At 64.6% G+C, this 18,444-nt stretch carries 16 protein-coding genes and 1 pseudogene; 9 read left to right on the forward strand and 8 right to left on the reverse strand.

What is annotated here, in order from left to right:
* The 4 genes and pseudogenes from JWQ24_RS24620 to sdhC form a co-directional block, all read right to left on the reverse strand.
* Positions 1 to 106: pseudogene (locus tag JWQ24_RS24620) on the reverse strand (succinate dehydrogenase iron-sulfur subunit); the annotation flags it as partial.
* A gap of 21 nt (positions 107 to 127) precedes the next feature.
* Positions 128 to 1,951, reverse strand: a complete 1,824-nt coding sequence (gene sdhA / locus JWQ24_RS24625; RefSeq protein ID WP_299813852.1) for a succinate dehydrogenase flavoprotein subunit — start codon at positions 1,949 to 1,951, stop codon at positions 128 to 130.
* Positions 1,952 to 1,954: 3 nt separating this feature from the next.
* Entirely contained in the window at positions 1,955 to 2,362 is a 408-nt protein-coding gene (gene sdhD / locus JWQ24_RS24630; protein WP_299813855.1) for a succinate dehydrogenase, hydrophobic membrane anchor protein, read from the reverse strand.
* A complete protein-coding gene (gene sdhC / locus JWQ24_RS24635; RefSeq protein ID WP_299813858.1) occupies positions 2,359 to 2,757 on the reverse strand; it encodes a succinate dehydrogenase, cytochrome b556 subunit in 399 nt (132 codons plus the stop codon). The genes sdhD and sdhC overlap by 4 nt, the downstream gene beginning before the upstream one ends.
* Positions 2,758 to 3,076: 319 nt before the next feature.
* Between sdhC and JWQ24_RS24640 the strand changes: the two genes are divergently transcribed.
* The 4 genes from JWQ24_RS24640 to JWQ24_RS24655 all read left to right on the forward strand — a co-directional run bounded on the left by JWQ24_RS24640 (position 3,077) and on the right by JWQ24_RS24655 (position 9,027).
* A complete protein-coding gene (locus JWQ24_RS24640; RefSeq protein ID WP_299813896.1) occupies positions 3,077 to 4,042 on the forward strand; it encodes a cation diffusion facilitator family transporter in 966 nt (321 codons plus the stop codon).
* A 44-nt stretch (positions 4,043 to 4,086) separates the two neighbouring features.
* Positions 4,087 to 4,449, forward strand: a complete 363-nt coding sequence (locus JWQ24_RS24645; protein ID WP_299813861.1) for a ferrichrome ABC transporter substrate-binding protein — start codon at positions 4,087 to 4,089, stop codon at positions 4,447 to 4,449.
* 125 nt (positions 4,450 to 4,574) lie between these two features.
* Positions 4,575 to 5,732, forward strand: a complete 1,158-nt coding sequence (locus tag JWQ24_RS24650; protein WP_299813864.1) for an efflux RND transporter periplasmic adaptor subunit — start codon at positions 4,575 to 4,577, stop codon at positions 5,730 to 5,732.
* A gap of 148 nt (positions 5,733 to 5,880) precedes the next feature.
* Positions 5,881 to 9,027: a CusA/CzcA family heavy metal efflux RND transporter gene (locus tag JWQ24_RS24655; protein ID WP_299813867.1), complete on the forward strand. Its 3,147-nt coding sequence runs from the start codon at positions 5,881 to 5,883 to the stop codon at positions 9,025 to 9,027.
* Between the two features lie 162 nt (positions 9,028 to 9,189).
* Here the strand turns inward: JWQ24_RS24655 and JWQ24_RS24660 are convergent, their stop codons facing one another.
* A complete protein-coding gene (locus JWQ24_RS24660) occupies positions 9,190 to 10,716 on the reverse strand; it encodes a malonyl-CoA synthase (RefSeq protein WP_299813869.1) in 1,527 nt (508 codons plus the stop codon).
* Positions 10,717 to 11,005: 289 nt separating this feature from the next.
* Between JWQ24_RS24660 and JWQ24_RS24665 the strand changes: the two genes are divergently transcribed.
* From JWQ24_RS24665 to JWQ24_RS24675, 3 genes are all read left to right on the forward strand, one after another.
* Positions 11,006 to 11,593 carry a fasciclin domain-containing protein gene (locus JWQ24_RS24665; protein WP_299813872.1) on the forward strand — a complete coding sequence of 196 codons (588 nt, stop codon included), beginning with the start codon at positions 11,006 to 11,008 and terminating at the stop codon, positions 11,591 to 11,593.
* A 205-nt stretch (positions 11,594 to 11,798) separates the two neighbouring features.
* On the forward strand, positions 11,799 to 12,428 hold the full coding sequence (locus tag JWQ24_RS24670) for a cytochrome b/b6 domain-containing protein (RefSeq protein WP_299813875.1): 630 nt from the start codon (positions 11,799 to 11,801) through the stop codon (positions 12,426 to 12,428).
* Positions 12,429 to 12,439: 11 nt separating this feature from the next.
* Positions 12,440 to 13,222, forward strand: coding sequence for a molybdopterin-dependent oxidoreductase (locus JWQ24_RS24675; RefSeq protein ID WP_299813878.1), 783 nt, complete (start codon positions 12,440 to 12,442; stop codon positions 13,220 to 13,222).
* A 50-nt stretch (positions 13,223 to 13,272) separates the two neighbouring features.
* Here JWQ24_RS24675 and JWQ24_RS24680 read toward each other — a convergent pair whose 3' ends face one another.
* Positions 13,273 to 14,448: a YbfB/YjiJ family MFS transporter gene (locus tag JWQ24_RS24680; protein ID WP_299813881.1), complete on the reverse strand. Its 1,176-nt coding sequence runs from the start codon at positions 14,446 to 14,448 to the stop codon at positions 13,273 to 13,275.
* Between the two features lie 143 nt (positions 14,449 to 14,591).
* On the opposite strand from JWQ24_RS24680, the gene leuB reads away from it, so the two are divergent.
* Positions 14,592 to 15,704, forward strand: a complete 1,113-nt coding sequence (gene leuB, locus JWQ24_RS24685) for a 3-isopropylmalate dehydrogenase (protein ID WP_299813884.1) — start codon at positions 14,592 to 14,594, stop codon at positions 15,702 to 15,704.
* 109 nt (positions 15,705 to 15,813) lie between these two features.
* Here leuB and JWQ24_RS24690 read toward each other — a convergent pair whose 3' ends face one another.
* On the reverse strand, positions 15,814 to 16,194 hold the full coding sequence (locus JWQ24_RS24690) for a hypothetical protein (RefSeq protein ID WP_299813887.1): 381 nt from the start codon (positions 16,192 to 16,194) through the stop codon (positions 15,814 to 15,816).
* 171 nt (positions 16,195 to 16,365) lie between these two features.
* Positions 16,366 to 17,172: a hypothetical protein gene (locus JWQ24_RS24695; protein ID WP_299813890.1), complete on the reverse strand. Its 807-nt coding sequence runs from the start codon at positions 17,170 to 17,172 to the stop codon at positions 16,366 to 16,368.
* Positions 17,173 to 17,297: 125 nt separating this feature from the next.
* Between JWQ24_RS24695 and JWQ24_RS24700 the strand changes: the two genes are divergently transcribed.
* The gene (locus JWQ24_RS24700) at positions 17,298 to 18,332 is read left to right on the forward strand and encodes an aspartate-semialdehyde dehydrogenase (protein WP_299813893.1); all 1,035 of its coding nucleotides are present in this window, start codon (positions 17,298 to 17,300) and stop codon (positions 18,330 to 18,332) included.
* The last annotated feature ends 112 nt before the right edge of the window (positions 18,333 to 18,444 follow it).

The following is an 18,444-nucleotide window of genomic DNA, read 5'->3' on the forward strand; positions in this document are numbered from 1 at the left end:
TCCAGCGATAGACGCGAAACTCGCGCGTCTGCGTGGCGCCGGCCGGCTTCGGCCATTCCTTGCCGCCGGTGATCTTGGAATTCTTCGGAAGTGCGAACTCGACCATATTCTCAAGCCTTCGCTGTCATCAGTACACCCGCGCCTTGGGCGGGATGTACTGCACATCATTGGTCATCGTGTAATCGTGCACCGGGCGGTACTGGATGTTGGTCTTGCCACCACCATCGAGCCACGCCAGCGTGTGCTTCATCCAGTTGACGTCGTCGCGCGCCGAGAAGTCCTCGCGGGCATGCGCGCCGCGGCTCTCGGTGCGGTTCGCCGCCGAGTCCATCGTGACAACGGCCTGAACGATCAGGTTGTCGAATTCGAGCGTCTCGACCAGGTCGGAATTCCAGGTCAGCGAACGGTCGGAAACGCCGACATCGACGATGCCTGCATGCACCTTCTGGATCAGGTCCTGGCCTTCGGTCAGGATCTCGCCGGTGCGGAACACGGCGCAGTTGGTCTGCATCACATGCTGCATGTTTTCGCGCAGCTTCGCGGTCGGCGTGCCGCCCTTGGCGTAGCGGTAGTGGTCGAGGCGACCCAGCGCCAGTTCGGCGGAGTTCGCCGGCAGGTCGGGCTGCTTGGCGTTGGGCGTCAGCTTCTCGGCGCAGCGCAAAGCCGCGGCGCGGCCGAACACCACGAGATCGATTAGCGAGTTGGAGCCGAGGCGGTTGGCGCCGTGCACCGAGACGCAGGCGGCTTCGCCCACAGCCATCAGGCCCTGTACCACTGCGTTGTCATCACCGTCCTTCTTGGTGACGACTTCGCCATGATAATTGGTCGGGATGCCGCCCATGTTGTAGTGCACCGTGGGAACGATCGGGATCGGCTCCTTGGTGACATCGACGCCGGCGAAGATGCGCGCGGAGTCCGAGATGCCCGGCAGACGCTCCTGCAGCACCTTGGGATCGAGATGGTCGAGGTGCAGGAAGATGTGATCCTTCTTCTTGCCGACGCCGCGACCTTCGCGGATTTCGATGGTCATCGCGCGCGAGACGACGTCACGCGAAGCCAGATCCTTGGCGGAGGGCGCGTAGCGCTCCATGAAGCGCTCGCCTTCGGCGTTGACGAGATAGCCGCCTTCGCCGCGCGCGCCTTCGGTGACCAAGCAGCCCGAGCCGTAGATGCCGGTCGGATGGAACTGGATGAACTCCATGTCCTGCAGCGGCAGGCCGGCACGCAGCGCCATCGCGCCGCCGTCGCCGGTGCAGGTATGCGCCGAGGTGCAGGAAGCGTAAGCGCGGCCGTAGCCGCCGGTGGCCAGAATCGTGGTCTGCGCCTTGAAGCGGTGCAGCGTGCCGTCGTCGAGCTTGAGCGCGATGACGCCGCGGCAGACGCCCTGATCATCCATGATCAGATCGATGGCGAAGTATTCGATGAAGAACTCGGCCGCGTGGCGCAGCGCCTGGCCGTACATCGTGTGCAGCATGGCGTGACCGGTGCGGTCGGCGGCGGCGCAGGTGCGCTGCGCCTGGCCCTTGCCGTAGTCCAGCGTCATGCCGCCGAACGGGCGCTGATAAATCCGGCCGTCTTCGGTGCGCGAGAACGGCACGCCCCAGTGCTCAAGCTCGTAAACGGCGTCCGGTGCGTTACGCACCATGTATTCGATCGAGTCCTGATCGCCCAGCCAGTCCGACCCTTTGACGGTGTCGTACATATGCCAGCGCCAGTTATCCTCGTGCATGTTGCCGAGCGAGGCGGAGATGCCGCCCTGCGCCGCAACGGTGTGCGAGCGGGTCGGGAACACTTTGGTAATGCAGGCCGTGCGCAGGCCCGCTTCGCCGCAGCCGACGACCGCACGCAGGCCAGCGCCGCCGGCGCCGACCACGACGACGTCGTAGGTATGATCTTCAATCGGATAGGCCGAGATGCCCGTGCCGTTTGCGCCGTTGCCGTTCGCGGCCATGCGCTACACTCCAGATGACAATTTGAGGATGGCGTAGATCGAGGCCAGCGCGACCGCGGCCGAGAAGAAATTGTTGGCCATGATCGAGATCAGCTTCAGCTTCTCGTTGATCACATAGTCTTCGAGCACAACCTGCATGCCGATCTTCATGTGCCAGACGCTGGCGGCAATGAACATGATCAGCAGCAGCGCGACCAGCGGCGAGCCGAGTATCTGCGCTGCGCCGGCCTGGTTGCGGCCGAGCAGCATCATGATGATCACGATTACCGGGATCATCAGCAGGATCATCGCCACGGCGGTGATCCGCTGGCGCCAGAAATCAGAGGTGCCGGAATGCGACGAGCCGAGACCGCGAACGCGGCTAAGGGGGGTGCGCATCGACTTCGGGGGGTTGGTGTTCGGCGCGCTCATCGTCCGCCTCCAATGGCGTAGGCCACGACCCAGAGCAGGATCGTCAGGCAGATGCCGCCGATCAACGCCGCCCAGGTGAGCCACTCGCGCTCGCTGGCCTTGAAGCCGTAGCCGAGGTCCCACACGAGATGGCGGACGCCGGACAGCATGTGGTGCATCAGCGCCCAAGTGTAACCGAAGGCGATCAGCCGGCCGATAATGCTGCCGGTGAACGCCTGGACATGGGCATAGGCCGTCGGGCCGGACGCGGCGGCGATCAGCCACCAGACCAGCAGTATCGTGCCGAAATACAGGGCCACGCCGGTGGCGCGATGGACAATGGAAAGCGCCATCGTCAGCGTCCAGCGATAGACCTGAAGATGGGGCGAAAGGGGTCGTTCGATCCTGGCGGTCATTCAACAACTTTGACAGGTTGGCGGGCGCAAAACGGCCCGGAGGGGGATCGCGTAGAGCAATTCTATTTACGAACTCGAAACAGCTAGTGCAATCGCGAAATCGCTTGTATCGAATTTACGTTCATAGCTTGTAATCAGGCTTGCGTTTATGGGCGTTGACAGCTTTGGCGGGCGGTGCAGAGGACCGGCACTGAAGCAAGATTCACGAGGTTCCCATGCGGCAATTGCAAAAGGTAATCGACGCCGGCGGCCGTGATAGTGTTGCACGATACTTTGCCTGTAAGGAGGTCGCAGCTGCATGCCTCCGACCGGAATGATGATGGACCACGCCCCCCACAAGCACGACCACCGTGACGACCATGAGGGCCATGACCATCCGGCACGTGGGGTCGGCGGACACTCCCATGCGCCGGCCAATTTCGGCCGCGCGTTTGCGATCGGCATCACGCTCAACACCGCCTTCGTCATCGTCGAGGCGGTCTACGGCTTTGCCAGTGGTTCTATGGCGCTGGTCGCCGATGCCGGGCACAATCTGTCGGATGTACTTGGACTGGTAGCGGCCTGGACCGCGGCGATCCTGTCGAAGCGCGCGCCGACGCCGCGTTTCACCTACGGGCTGAAAGGCTCATCGATCCTCGCGGCGTTGTTCAACGCCGTCTTCCTGCTGCTCGCCGTCGGCGCGATCGCCTGGGAAGCCGTGCTGCGGCTGATCAACCCCGAACCGGTCGCCGGCGTCACCGTGATGGTGGTGGCGGGCATCGGCATCCTGGTCAATGGCGTGACCGCCTGGCTGTTCGCCTCGGGCAGCAAGGGCGACCTCAACATTCGCGGCGCCTATCTGCACATGGTCGCCGATGCCGCGGTGTCGGCCGGCGTGGTGCTGGCCGGACTGGTGATCCTCTACACTGGCTGGAGCTGGCTCGACCCGCTCACCAGCCTGGCCATCAGCGCGCTGATCGTCTGGGGCACCTGGGGTCTGCTGCGCGATTCCACCGCGATGTCGCTGAGCGCCGTGCCGCGCGGCATCGATCCGGCCGCCGTGCGCGGCTATCTCGAGCAATGCGAGGGCGTCACGGAAGTCCACGACCTGCACATCTGGCCGATGAGCACGACCGATATCGCGCTGACCTGCCACATGGTGATCCCCGCGGGCCATCCCGGCGATTCCTATGTGATGGACGTGGCGCAGCGGCTGCACCGCGAGTTCGGCATCGAGCACGCCACCATCCAGGTCGAGACTTCGGCTGCGTCACCATGTTCGCTGGTGCCGGGACACGCGGTCTGATCAACCTTGAAAACGCCATATCGCCACCGCCCTATGAAAGTACGATGAGACAGGCCATTCACAGCGCAAGGATTTCAGGATCGGGAAGCCGCCTGCGGCGGTTGCCGTTCGTGCTGGCGCTGACGCTTGGCCTGCTGCTGTCGCTGATCCACTGCGCCGGCGATGGCTTTGCTCTCGCGGCGGACGGCTCGGCCATCATCGCGATGAACGACAGCGGCGCCACGCCGAACGTGCCCGACGAGATGCTGCCTGCGCATAGCGGCCATTGCCTGTCGCACGTCACCGCACCCGCCACGACCCTCGTCAGCATGCCAGCCGAACTGACGCTGCGCGCGCCCGCATTCGCTGGAGCCGAGGCCCCCGCCTCGCTCGCCGGCCTGCCACTGTTCAAACCACCCCGCGCCTGATCCCTCCCGCGGCCCACTGAGGCCGAAGGCATGGCCGCTGTCGTAACGACAATGCGGCGGCCTGTTCGCATGGATATGGATCAACACGACACAGGCGCGTGGCGCCGGGTGCGGAATCAACTCACATGATCAGGATATTTCTGGCCGCAGCCCTGCTGCTCGGCACAATGCAGCCGTTACTGGCGCATGACGACAAGCCGGCGACCAAAGCGGGCCACCCCGACGAAGCCGCCATCAAGCTCAGCGCGCAACAGGTCGAGGCCGGCCGCTTTGCCATCGCGGACGTCCACGCCGGCACGATCGCGCGAAACATCACGGTGCCCGGCACCATCGTGCCTTCAGGCGATCACATTGCACGGGTCGCCGTGCGGCTGCTCGGCACCGTCGCGGAATTGCGCAAGCGACTCGGCGACAGAGTCACGGCCGGCGAAGTCGTGGCCGTCATCGAAAGCCGCGAAGTCGCCGACGCCAAGAGCGAATATCTCGGCGCGCGGCTGGTGTTCAACCTGCAACAGACCCTGTTCAACCGCTCGACCACGCTGTGGGAAGGCAAGGTGCTCAGCGAAAACGACTTCCTGCGCGCGCGCACCAGTTTCGAGGACGCCCGTATCAAGCTGGAGCTATCGCGGCAGAAGCTGTTTGCGCTCAGCCTCGATGCCGGGCAGATCGAGGCGCTGCCGCAGCAGCCGGTCGAGACGCTGCGCCGCCAGGAGTTGCGCGCGCCGATCGCCGGGCGCATCAGCGAGCGTCGCGTCGAACTGGGCTCGCTGGTCGGCCGCGAGGGCCAGGAGAGCGAGTTGTTCACCATCGTCGATCTCGGCGTCGTGTGGGCCGAGCTCGCGGTATCGCCGGCTGATCTCGCCGGCATCCGCGAGGGCCAGACCATCCAGATCGCCTCCGGCGCAGCAACCTCCCCCGCCACGATCAGCTTCATCAGCCCGCTGCTCGACAAGGACACCCGCTCGGCGCGTGTGATCGCCACGGTCGACAACGCCGCACAGGTCTGGCGGCCCGGCGCTTACGTGTCGGCGGAAATTCCTGTCGATCAGGGCGCGGCCGGCCTCGTGGTGCCGCGCGCGGCGCTGCAGACGATCGAGCGCGAGAGCGTGGTGTTCGTGCGCACGCTTGAGGGCTTCGAGGCGCGCCGCGTCACGCTCGGCCGGCAGGACGGCCGCGTGGCCGAAGTCACCGCCGGACTCCAGCGCGGCGAGCGCATCGCCACCGCCAACAGCTTCGTCCTCAAGGCCGACCTCGGCAAGGCCGCCGTCGAGCATCAGCACTAGAAGCCAACCAGCTCAGCCATCTGCGGTCGTCATTGCGAGCGTAGCGAAGCAATCCAGAAGGCCACAAGCGAAGACTGGATTGTTTCGGCGCAATGGCTCCTCGCAATGACGAACGCGAAGGTCGGCACAGCCGCATGAAAGACTTCAGATGATCCGCTTCATTCTCGCTCTCGCGATCCAGCGCCGCTGGCTCGTGGTCTGGCTCAGTCTCGCCGCCGGCTTGGTGGGCGCATGGTCGCTGATGCGGCTGCCGATCGACGCCGTGCCGGACATCACCAACAAGCAGGTGCAGGTCAACACGACTGCGCCGGCGCTCTCGCCGGCCGAAATCGAGAAGCAGGTAACGCTGCGGATCGAGACCGCGCTGGCGGGGATCGCCGGGCTGGAAAGCACGCGCTCGATCTCGCGCAATGGCTTCTCGCAGGTCACCGCGGTGTTCGCCGAGGCCACCAACATTTACTTCGCGCGCCAACAGATCAACGAACGCCTGATCGAGCTGCGCGCCACGCTACCCGAGCAGGTCGATCCGAAGATGGGCCCGATCTCCACCGGACTCGGCGAGATCCTGATCTGGTCGATTGCCTATGCGCCTACCGCACAAGGCGTCTACGTCACGCCGGAAGGCGAGCGGCTGACCACCGAGGTCGCGCGCGCCGCTTATCTGCGCACGGTGCAGGACTGGATCGTCAAGCCGCAGATCCGCAGCGTCACTGGCGTGGCCGGGGTTGATTCAATTGGCGGCTTTGCCAAGCAGTATGCGGTGCAGCCGGACCCGATCAGGCTGATCGCGCTGGGCCTGTCGTTCGCCGACATCACCCGCGCCATCGAAGCCAACAATGTCAGCCGCGGCGCCGGCGCCATCGAGCGCAATGGCGAAGGCATCGTGGTGCGCACCGGCGGGCGGCTGCAGAATATCGCTGATATCTCCAACGTCGTGGTGACGACGCGCAACGGCGTGCCGCTGGTTATCAGCGACGTCGCCCACGTCGAGATCGGTGGCGAGATTCGTACCGGCAGCGCCAGCATGAACGGCGACGAGGTGGTGATCGGCACCGCCTTGATGCTGATCGGCAGCAACAGCCGCACGGTGGCGAGCGCCGTGGAAACGCGCCTCGCGCAGATCCGCAAGACGCTGCCTGCCGGCATCGAACTCACCACGGTCCTCGACCGCACCGCGCTGGTCGATGCCACCGTGAAAACCCTCGCCTTCAATCTCGGCGAAGGCGCGGCTCTGGTGATCATCGTGCTGTTCGCACTGCTCGGCAATGTCCGCGCCGCGCTGATCGCCGCATTGGTGATTCCGCTGGCGATGCTGATGACCGCGGCCGGGATGCTGCAGGGAAAGATCAGCGCCAATCTGATGAGCCTCGGCGCGCTGGACTTCGGCCTGATCGTCGACGGCGCCGTGATCATCGCCGAGAACGCGCTGCGCCATCTCGCCGAGAAGCAACAGGCGGCGGGGCGCACCTTGTCGCTCGACGAGCGGCTGCAGACCGTGCAGGCCTCGGCGCAGGAGATGATCGGTCCGAGCGTCTACGGCCAGGCCATCATCATGCTGGTCTATCTGCCGCTGCTGACCTTCACCGGCGTCGAGGGCAAGATGTTCCAGCCGATGGCGCTCACCGTGCTGCTGGCGCTGGCAGCGGCCTTCGTGCTGTCGCTTACCTTCGTGCCGGCGATGATCGCGATCTTCGTCACCGGCCGCGTCAGCGAAGGCGACAACGCTGCAGTGCGCGGGCTGAAGAAGCTTTACGCGCCATGGCTGTCGCGCAGCATCCAGCGGCCGTGGGCGGCGATCTCCAGCGCGCTGGTGCTGTTCGGCATCGCCGTGCTGCTGTTCTCGCGGCTCGGACAGGAGTTCATCCCGACGCTCGACGAGAAGAACCTGGCGATGCACGCGCTGCGGATTCCCGGCACCAGCCTCACGCAATCGCAGGCGATGCAGCGCGATGTCGAGAAGGCCCTGCTGGCGCTGCCGCAAGTGGCGCGGGTGTTCTCCAAGACCGGCACCGCCGAAGTTGCCTCCGACCCGATGCCGCCGAATGCGTCGGACACCTTCGTCATGCTGAAGCCGCAGGCGCAGTGGCCCGATCCGAAACTGCCCAAGGACGAGTTGCTGAAACAGGTTGAGGCCGCGGTCGGGCAATTGCCGGGGAATCAGTATGAGTACACCCAGCCGATCCAGATGCGCTTCAACGAGCTGATCGCCGGCGTGCGCGGCGATCTCGCGGTGAAGATCTTTGGCGACGAGTTCGAGCCGCTGCAGGACGCCGCCAGCAAGATCGCCACGATCCTGCGCGCCACGAAGGGCGCGGCGGACGTCAAGGTCGAGCAGGCGGGCGGCCTGTCGATCCTCGACATTGCCGTCGACAAGGCCGAGATCGCGCGCCGCGGCCTCAGCCTCGCCTTGGTGCAGGAGGCGATCGGCACCGCGATCGGCGGCCGCCATGCCGGCGCGGTGTTCGAGGGCGACCGCGCCTTCGAGATCGTGGTACGGCTGCCGGAAGCCATTCGGGGCGACATCGAAGCGCTGAAGAACCTGCCGGTGTCGTTGCCCAATGTCGCCGTGACGATTCCGCTCGGCCGGCTCGCGACCTTCACCTTCAGCGAGGGGCCGAACCAGATCAGCCGCGAGAACGGCAAGCGCCGCATCGTGGTCTCCGCCAATGTCCGCGACCGCGACATCGCCTCGGTCGCCAATGAGGCGCGCACGAGGATCGATGCCGAGGTGAAACTGCCGCCGGGATACTGGACGACGTGGGGCGGCCAGTTCGAAAATCTGGCCGCGGCGCGCGAACGCCTTCTCTGGGTGGTGCCGGGCTGCTTCGTGCTGATCTTCCTGCTGCTGATGAGCGCGCTCGGCTCGGCGCGCGACGCCGTGCTGGTGTTCAGCGCGGTGCCGCTGGCGCTGACCGGCGGCGTGCTGGCGCTATGGGCGCGCGGCATGCCGTTCTCGGTCTCGGCCGCGGTCGGCTTCATCGCGCTGTCGGGCATCGCGGTGCTGAACGGGCTGGTGATGCTGACCTACGTCAAGCAACTGATGGCAGAGGGCCGCGCGCGGCTCGACGCGTTACAGGAGGGCGCGCTGACACGGCTGCGCCCGGTCGCGATGACGGCGCTGGTGGCCTCCCTGGGCTTCGTACCGATGGCGCTCGCCACCGGTACCGGCGCCGAAGTGCAGCGCCCGATCGCCACCGTGGTGATCGGCGGCCTGATCAGCGCAACGCTGCTGACGCTGCTGGTTTTGCCGGCGCTGTATGCGTGGCTGGGGAAGGATGGGGAGAAAGCAGCGTAGGCCGCTTTCTTCCTTCTCCCCTTGTGGGAGAAGGTGGCGCGGACGAAGTCCGCGACGGATGAGGGGGGTCTTTGCGATGGAGCTTGTAGCCACCCCTCACCCGTCTTCGCTTCGCGAAGCGACCCTCTCCCACAAGGGGAGAGGGGGAAGAAAGAAGATCCGCTACTTCGCGTAGATCTTCCCGTAGGTGTCGCGCAGCACGTTCTTCTGCACCTTGCCCATCGTGTTGCGCGGCAGGTCGTCGACGAAGAACACGCGCTTCGGCATCTTGAACTTGGCGATGCGGCCGTCGAGCGCGGCGATAATGCCGGCTTCGGTGAGGCCGGCATTCTTGTCCGACACCACCACCGCGGTGACGCCTTCGCCGAAATCGGCGTGCGGCACGCCGATCACGGCGGATTCGACAACACCCGCCATCGCGTCGATCTCGCTCTCGATTTCCTTCGGATAGACGTTGAAGCCACCGGAGATCACCAGGTCCTTGCCGCGTCCGAGAATGTGGACGTAGCCCTTGGCGTCGATCTTGCCGAGATCGCCGGTAATGAAGAATCCGTCGTCGCGGAATTCCGCCTTGGTCTTTTCCGGCATCCGCCAGTAGCCCTTGAACACGTTGGGGCCCTTGACCTCGATCATGCCGATGGTGTCGGGCGCCATCTCCTTGCCCGTCTCCGGATCGGTGACGCGCACGGACACGCCGGGTAGCGCCTGCCCGACCGCGCCGGGAACGCGCTCGCCATCATAGGGGTTCGACGTGTTCATGTTAGTCTCGGTCATGCCATAGCGCTCCAGCACGGCGTGGCCGGTGCGCGCAAACCATTCACGATGCGTGTCCGCCAGCAGCGGCGCGGAGCCGGAGATGAACAGCCGCATGTGCGCGGTGGATTCCTTCGTCAGGTTCGCGCTCTGCAACAACCGCGTGTAGAAGGTCGGCACGCCCATCAGCACCGTGACGCGCGCCATCAGCGTGATGATCCGCTCGGGATCGAGCTTCGGCAGGAAGATCATCGACGCGCGCGCGAACAGCGTGACGTTGCTGGCCACGAACAGGCCGTGCGTATGATAGATCGGCAGCGCGTGGATCAGCACGTCCTTGTCGGTGAAGCGCCAGTAGCTGACGAGGCTCAACGAATTCGACGCCAGATTGTCATGCGTCAGCATCGCGCCCTTGGAGCGGCCGGTGGTGCCGGAGGTGTAGAGAATCGCGGCGAGATCGCCGTCGGCACGCGCCACCGTCGCGAAGTCCGGCTTCTCCTTCGCCGCCGCATCGGTCAGCGAACCCTTGCCGTCGGCGCCGAGCGTCTCGACCTTGGCACCGACCTTGGCGGCGAGGCTCGCAAAGCCCTCGGCCCTGGAAGGATCGCAGACGATCAGCGACGGTTCGGCATCGCTGATGAAGTAATCCAGCTCGTTCAGCGTGTACGCCGTGTTGAGCGGCAGATAGACCGCGCCGGCACGCACCGTGGCGAGATATAGCACGAGCCCCGGCACCGACTTCTCGGTCTGCGCGGCGACGCGGTCGCCCGGCTTGACGCCGCGGGCGACCAGCACGTTGGCGATACGCCCGGCGAAAGCGATCAGATCGCCGTAGCTGATGTGATCGCCTTCAGGCGTTTCGATCGCCAGTCGCGCGGCGTCATCGAGATCGTCGAACAGGCGGGAAAACAGATTGGCGTTGGTGGTGTTCGTCATGAGATGTCACGCAGTTCCGGGCGGGGGTGCGATCCAAAACGATCGCGTCAATACGACGCGCATTTACTAGCAAGAATGCCCCCCCAAAGGCAATTTTCTCGCGCGCAACGCGGCGCGGCCACAAAAGTTTCAGGGTACGGCAAAATAGATTTCCTGAAACCGGGCTGAAACGCTGCCGTAACTCGGGCATCGGCGGCGCAGTCGGCTCCAAGCAGTCAGCGTCGCGGTGTGTAGCCACCCAACGCACCGGCATTGCGCCGGTCCAATTCAATCCAATGGGAGACGATCCATGTCCAAGCGCATCGCATTTTTGTCGGCCGTCGCATTCAGCACCCTCGCCCTCACCGGCGCGCTGCTGGCCCCCGCATCGGCCGAAGACAAGATGATGAAGAAGAGCGAGATGTCCGGCGAGAAGACCGTGATGGTCGGCGGCGCCCCGATGTATCCCTCGAAGAACATCGTCGAGAACGCCGTCAACTCCAAGGATCACACCACGCTGGTCGCCGCCGTAAAGGCCGCCGGTCTGGTCGATACGCTGTCCAGCAAGGGCCCGTTCACCGTGTTCGCCCCGACCAACGCCGCTTTCGCCAAGCTGCCGGCCGGCACGGTTGAGACCCTGGTGAAGCCCGAGAGCAAGGCCGCCCTGACCAAGATCCTGACCTACCATGTCGTCGCCGGCAAGCTGAACGCCGCTGACCTCAAGGATGGCCAGAAGCTGACCACCGTCGAGGGCGAAGTCCTCACCGTGAAGGCCGCTGACGGCAAGGTCATGATCGTTGATGCCAAGGGCGGCACCTCGACCGTCACGATCGCCGACGTCAACCAGTCGAACGGCGTGATCCATGTCATCGATACCGTGCTGATGCCGAAGGCCTAAGTTCGGCTTCCGAAGCGCGAAACACTTCGCGCATCCTGACTAGTCCCCACAGGGTGCGCGCGCGTCCCGCGGGCGCAAGGAAGCGAGTCGGGGCAACCCGGCTCGCTTTTTTGTGATAGGCAAGACTGGCCGCTGCGGTGTGGATGGTAACGAACGGCGAATTTTGCCGTATAGTTGACAGAGCCATTTCAAAACGGATCGTGCGATGTCCAGTATTCCTTTCAGCGACGCGCAGGCCCCCCCTGCCAAAACCAGAGTGATCCAGCCCGCTTGGGTGCGAATCGTGCACTGGATCAACGCCGTGGCGATGGTGCTGATGATCATGTCCGGCTGGCAGATCTACAACGCCTCGCCTCTGTTCAACTTTACCTTTTCGCCGATGCTGACGCTGGGCAGCTGGCTTGGCGGCGGCATCATGTGGCATCTCGCCGCGATGTGGCTGCTGGTCGCCAACGGCCTCGTCTATCTCGTCACCGGCCTCGCCACCGGGCGGTTTCGCAAGAAGCTGCTGCCGATCTCTGCCGCCGGCGTGATCGACGACACCAAGGCGGCGCTGACCGGCAAGCTCTCGCATGACGATCTCACCAAATACAACCACGTGCAGAAGCTGCTCTATGCCGGGATCATCATGGTCGGTATTTTCGTGGTGCTGTCCGGCCTGTCGATCTGGAAGCCGGTGCAGTTTCAGTATCTGACCGCTTTGTTCGGCGGCTACGACTTCGCGCGCTATGTGCATTTCACGATGATGGCGCTGATCTGCGCCTTCCTCGTCATTCACGTGGCTCTGGCGCTGCTGGTTCCGAAGAGCCTGCGCGCCATGATCATCGGGCGCTAGGGAGAACGAACATGATCGGCCGTATCCGTTCCCTCATCATCCCCGGCGTCGACAAGAATCTTCTGGTCAAGGACGCTGCCAGACTGATGCCCGACCTGTCGCGGCGCCGCTTCATCGCGTCGGGCGCGAGCCTGGGCGCATTGACGTTGCTGACCGGCTGCGACGTCACCGACAGTCTCTCTGCCGAAAACATGCTGGTGCAGATGTCGAAATTCAACGACGCAGTGCAGGCCGCGATCTTCAATCCGAACACGCTGGCACCGACCTATTCGGAAAAAGACATCAAGCGCCCATTCCCGTTCAACGGCTTCTACTCCGAAGACGAGGCGCCGGAGATCGAGGGCGCCGACTGGAAGCTCGAAGTCACCGGCCTCGTGCAGAACAAGAAACCGTGGACGCTGAAGGACTTGTACGCGCTGCCCGAAGTGTCACAGATCACCCGGCACATCTGCGTCGAAGGCTGGAGCGCGATCGGCTCCTGGCAGGGTACGCCGCTGCGCGATTTCCTCAAGCTGGTCGGCGCCGACACAACAGCCAAATGGGTTCACTTCCGCTGCGCCGAGGATTACGCCAGTGCGCTGGACATGCCGACCGCGCTGCATCCGCAAACGCAGATGAGCTTCAAGTTCGACAACAAGATACTGCCCCGCGCCTACGGATTCCCGATGAAGATCCGCGTGCCAACCAAACTCGGCTTCAAGAATCCGAAATATGTCGTCTCGATGGAAGTCACCAACGACTACAAGGGCGGCTACTGGGAAGACCAGGGCTACAACGATTTCAGCGGAAGTTGATGTTTTATCCTTCCCTCACCGCGTGTGGGAGAGGGAGGACATAGACAGCATCACCGCAAGGGCTTCTGAAACGCCGATCCGATAGCGCCCAGAGCCAGCGTCGCGGCGGAGACGACGAGCGCCGAGGTCAGGCTCCGCGTGGCGTCGCTGATCGCGCCGACGACGATCGGTCCAAGCGTCTGCCCTATGCCGAACGCAATGGTCACGACGGCGATCGCCTTCGGCCATGCCGGCGGCAAGTAGTTGAGGCGTACGAAGGCGGTCGTGGAGGCGACCACCGCGAAGAACGATACTCCGAACACCAGAGCGGAAGCGCCGAGCAGCAGCGGCGAATGGCCGAACAGCGGCATCGCCGCGCCGACCGCGTTGCAGCCGAGAATGATGGCCATCGCCGAACCGCTGCGGCCGCGCGCCAGCACGCCGCGCCACACCCAGGGCGAGGCAAATGCGCTGACACCGATCAGGCACCAGAACGCGCTCTGCGCCAGGGCATCGCCGCCGAAATCGCGGACATAGGCGATCATGAAGGTCATGTAGGCGATGTAGCCGGCGCCGAACATGAAATAGCTGGCGAGGAAAATCCATATCGGGCGCAGCGCCATCGGCGGCGGCGCGACGCTCGAGACGCCCGCCGACGCATCGATCGGCCGCGCCAGCAATGGCAGCGCGAGCACAGCGCAGACCGCCGCCAGCACCAGCCAGACGATCCACCACGAGCCCGGCCCGAACGCCTGCAGCAGGATCGGCGAGATCAGCCCGGACAGCAGGATGCCGACGCCCGGTCCGGCATAGAACAGGCTGAGCAGAAAACTCGAACGTTCCGGCCGCGATTGCCCGAGCGTCGCGGCCAGCGCGCCGCCGGCGACGAACGCCACCGCGGCGCCGAAGCCGGTCAGCAGCCGCGCGAAACTCAACACCGCAAAGTCGGCCGACAAGCCGCAGATCAGCAGCGAGACCACGCAGGCGATGGTACCGGCACGCAGCACGGCGAACAGGCCGAACCGCTGGCTCAGGCGTGCAGCGACCAGCGCGCCCGCCAGATAGCCGCCGGCATTGATGGTATTCATGAAGCCGGCTGACGAATACGACCAGTGCAGCGCGTCGCGCATGTCGGGCAGTACCAGCGAATAGGCGAAGCGGCCGACGCCGAGCCCGATCGCCGGCGCCAGCGAAAGAATCAGGATTTGCCGCACGAGTGCAGCGGGCGATGGGATCGGTTTTGTCACGGGAATCTCCGGCGGGCGCGCGGAGCATGGCAGGTCTTCGCATCCAGACAAGCCGTCGCGGGGCAGCCCTGCCTTGCCAATCCGGCACCGACGCCTTAGCACTCGCCGCAATCAAATCCCCCAAGGAAACAAGGGCAATCGATATGGCAACGCACAAACTGCTGCTTCTCCCCGGCGACGGCATTGGCCCCGAAGTGATGGCCGAAGTGGTCAGGCTGATCGACTGGATCGACGCGCAGGGCATCGCGCATTTCACGACCGAGAGCGGTCTGGTCGGCGGCGCCGCCTATGATGCGGATCAGCTTCCGATTACCGACGCGACGATGGCCCGGGCGGAAGCCGCCGACGCCATCATCTTCGGCGCGGTCGGCGGGCCAAAGTGGGACAGCGTGCCCTATGAGCATCGCCCGGAAGCCGGCCTGCTGCGGCTGCGCAAGGATCTCGGCCTGTTCGCCAACCTGCGCCCGGCGGTGTGCTATCCGGCGCTGGCGGAATCCTCCAGCCTGAAGCGCGAGGTGGTCGAGGGTCTCGACATCATGATCGTGCGCGAATTGACCGGCGGCGTGTATTTCGGCGAGCCCAAGACGATCACCGATCTCGGCAACGGCCAGAAGCGCGGCATCGATACCCAGATCTACGACACCTACGAGATCGAGCGCATCGCGCGCGTCGCCTTCGACCTTGCCCGCAAGCGCGGCAACAAGGTGACGTCGATGGAAAAGCACAACGTCATGAAGTCCGGCGTGTTGTGGAAAGAGGTGGTCACCCAGGTTCACGGCCGCGAGTACACGGACGTCAAGCTGGAGCATCAGCTCGCGGATTCCGGCGGCATGCAGCTGGTGAAGTGGCCGAAGCAGTTCGACGTCATCGTCACCGACAATCTGTTCGGCGACCTGCTCTCCGACATCGCGGCCATGCTGACGGGTTCGCTCGGCATGCTGCCCTCAGCCTCGCTCGGCGAGGTCAATGCCAACACAGGCAAGCGCAAGGCGATGTATGAGCCGGTGCACGGCTCGGCGCCGGATATTGCGGGCCAGGGCAAGGCCAACCCGCTGGCGATGATCGCCTCGTTCGGCATGGCGCTGCGCTATTCGCTGGAACTTGGCGACCTCGCCGACAAGGTCGACCAGGCCATGGCCGCCGTGCTGGCGAAAGGCTTGCGCACAGCCGACGTCATGTCGGATGGCATGACCGCGGTGAGCACGTCGCAGATGGGCGAGGCCGTGCTGACGGAATTGAAGGCGCTGCACGCCTGAGGGCGCTTGAATCTCTCCCATGTCGTCCCCGCGAAAGCGGAGACGACATGGGAGAAAACAAAAAAGCCCGGCGAGAGCCGGGCTTTTTCATAATTGAATATCGCTGCGCTCAGTACAGCGGAAAGCGCTCGGGGTACCCACCGAGGTCCCAGGAGGAATTGAGCGGCTGGCGGTCCAGCGGGCGGTTCAGGTTCTCGCGGGCGAAAGACTGGCCTGGCGGGAAGGCGTAATCGTTGAACTTGCGGTCGCCCGGCAGCACTTCGACGCCGGCATCGAGCCAGGAACGCTTGGTGATGTACACGCGGGTGCGCGGGCCGGCCTGGTAGGACACGTTCGGGCCGCGCTGACCGTAGGCGGCGTCGCGGTCATAGACCCGCGCCTTGCGCTTGGTCGCAGCATCGGCCGGCGAGGCCACGAGGCTGACCGCAAGCACGGCGACCGCCGAAAGCAGCACTGCAAACGTCTTCGCGGCGGAGAATTTCACGATCATCACGTCCTCATTGGCATTGAGATGGGCGAGCGAAGCACGCGCACCCCGATTTGGTTACAGTTTAGCTGTCGCAGACCAGTGGCCACAAGGTCAATCGGGCCACACCTGTCCAGATAATCTGCGCTTCGGCCGAATGTTGCATGCGGCTCAGCAAGTTAAAGGCATCCGGCCTCACAGGCTGCCGCGCAGCAGCGGGTTCTGCGCGCCAGTGACCCAATCGGCCGACATGGCCGGCAGCGCCGAACCCGCGGCGCAGGCGCCACGCTTCAGCTCGGCCCGGGCGAACAATTCCGCCAGCGGCGCGTCGTTGCGGGCGGCCAGCAACACCAGCCGGTTCAGCGTGCAGGCGATAGCTGCGCGCCGCGCCGGCAGGCTGTCGCCCTGGCACGACCAGCCGGAGATCCGCAGATTGGCGGAATCCAGATTCTTGAGGAAGCCGAGGCAGCGCTGGCCATCGCCCTGCCGGTCGGCAAAGCCAAGCAGCGCCACCGGGCCGAACTTGCTGTCGACGATGCCCTCGCCGGCGATCTCGCGCAGGCTGCCTTCGGGGTCCATGCGCCCGGCGATCTCGTCCGCTGGCGGGCCGGCGTGAGCGGCTTCGCCCCCCGGTCGGTACAACTCCAGCTCGGCAACCCGCCGCTCACCTGCGGCCGCCCAGCCCAGCACGTCCTTGCGGCCACCGTCCGGATGTCGTCGCACTTCATAACTTGCTGTTTTACCTGATGAATCGAACTGGCTGACGGCGAAGGCCGGCTGCACGCGATCAACGATTGCCCAGTCCTTCCGGGCCGAGGGCACGGCCGCGAAGTCCAGATCAAGACCGTCGAACACCCGCACCGTGCCGATCGCGATCAGCCCCAGCACGCCCGCGTAGGCCAGCAAGCGCACGGCGAGCGCACCACATTCGTCCGCAAAACTTTGCAGCGCCGGGTGAATTCCGGTCTGTCGGGGGTGGCGCGAAGCCGGAATTGAACGCATCTAACACACGGTAGGCGTGAAGTGGCCGCAGGACGTTGTCTTGGCAGCGTTTCTCGCATAAAAGCCGTGCCTCTTCCCCTTCCGCGCCACGCGGGGGCGAAGCATTTTTCTTCGGAGAGTGAACGATGGGTTACAAAGTCGCGCTGGTCGGAGCGACCGGCAATGTCGGGCGTGAAATGCTCAACATCCTGGATGAACGCAAATTCCCCGCTGACGAGGTGGTGGCGCTGGCCTCCCGCCGCAGCATGGGCGTCGAAGTCTCCTATGGCGACCGCACCCTGAAATGCAAAGCGCTCGAACACTATGACTTCAGCGACGTCGACATCTGCCTGATGTCGGCCGGCGGAGCGGTGTCCAAGGAATGGTCGCCGAAGATCGCCGCAGCCGGCGCCGTCGTCATCGACAACTCGTCGCAGTGGCGCATGGACCCGGACGTGCCGCTGATCGTGCCGGAAGTGAATGCCGACGCCGTCGCCGGCTTCACCAAGAAGGGCATCATCGCCAATCCGAACTGCTCGACTGCACAGCTCGTGGTTGCCTTGAAGCCGCTGCACGACAAGGCCGTGATCAAGCGCGTGGTGGTCTCGACCTATCAGTCGGTGTCGGGCGCGGGCAAGGAAGCGATGGACGAATTGTTCTCGCAGACCAAGGCCGTCTACACCAACAGCGAGCTGATCGCGAACAAGTTCCCCGTGCGCATCGCCTTCAACGTCATCCCCCAGATCGACGTCTTCATGGAGGATGGCTACACGAAGGAAGAGTGGAAGATGATGATGGAGACCAAGAAGATTCTTGATCCCAAAATCAGACTGACCGCGACCTGCGTGCGCGTGCCGGTGTTCGTCGGCCATTCGGAAGCCGTCAACATCGAATTCGAGCATCCGATCACCGCCGATGAAGCCCGCGACATCCTGCGCAATGCGCCGGGGTGTCTGGTGATCGACAAGCGCGAGCCCGGCGGCTACGTCACGCCGTACGAGGCGGCCGGCGAGGATGCGACCTATATCAGCCGCATCCGCGAAGATAATACCGTCGAGAACGGGCTGTCGCTGTGGTGCGTCTCCGACAATCTGCGCAAGGGCGCGGCGCTGAACGCGGTGCAGATCGCCGAGTGCCTGATCAACCGCAAGCTGATCAGCGCCAAGAAAAAGGCGGCGTAGGGGCTAGATGTCACCCCTCATGGTGAGGAGCGCGGCTTCGCGCGTCTCGAACCATGAGGCCCGCAGTAGCGCCCGTGGCCATCCTTCGAGACGCGCGCAAGAGCGCGCTCCT

The sequence above is a fragment of the Tardiphaga sp. genome (assembly GCF_028290495.1).
Classification (GTDB): domain Bacteria; phylum Pseudomonadota; class Alphaproteobacteria; order Rhizobiales; family Xanthobacteraceae; genus Tardiphaga.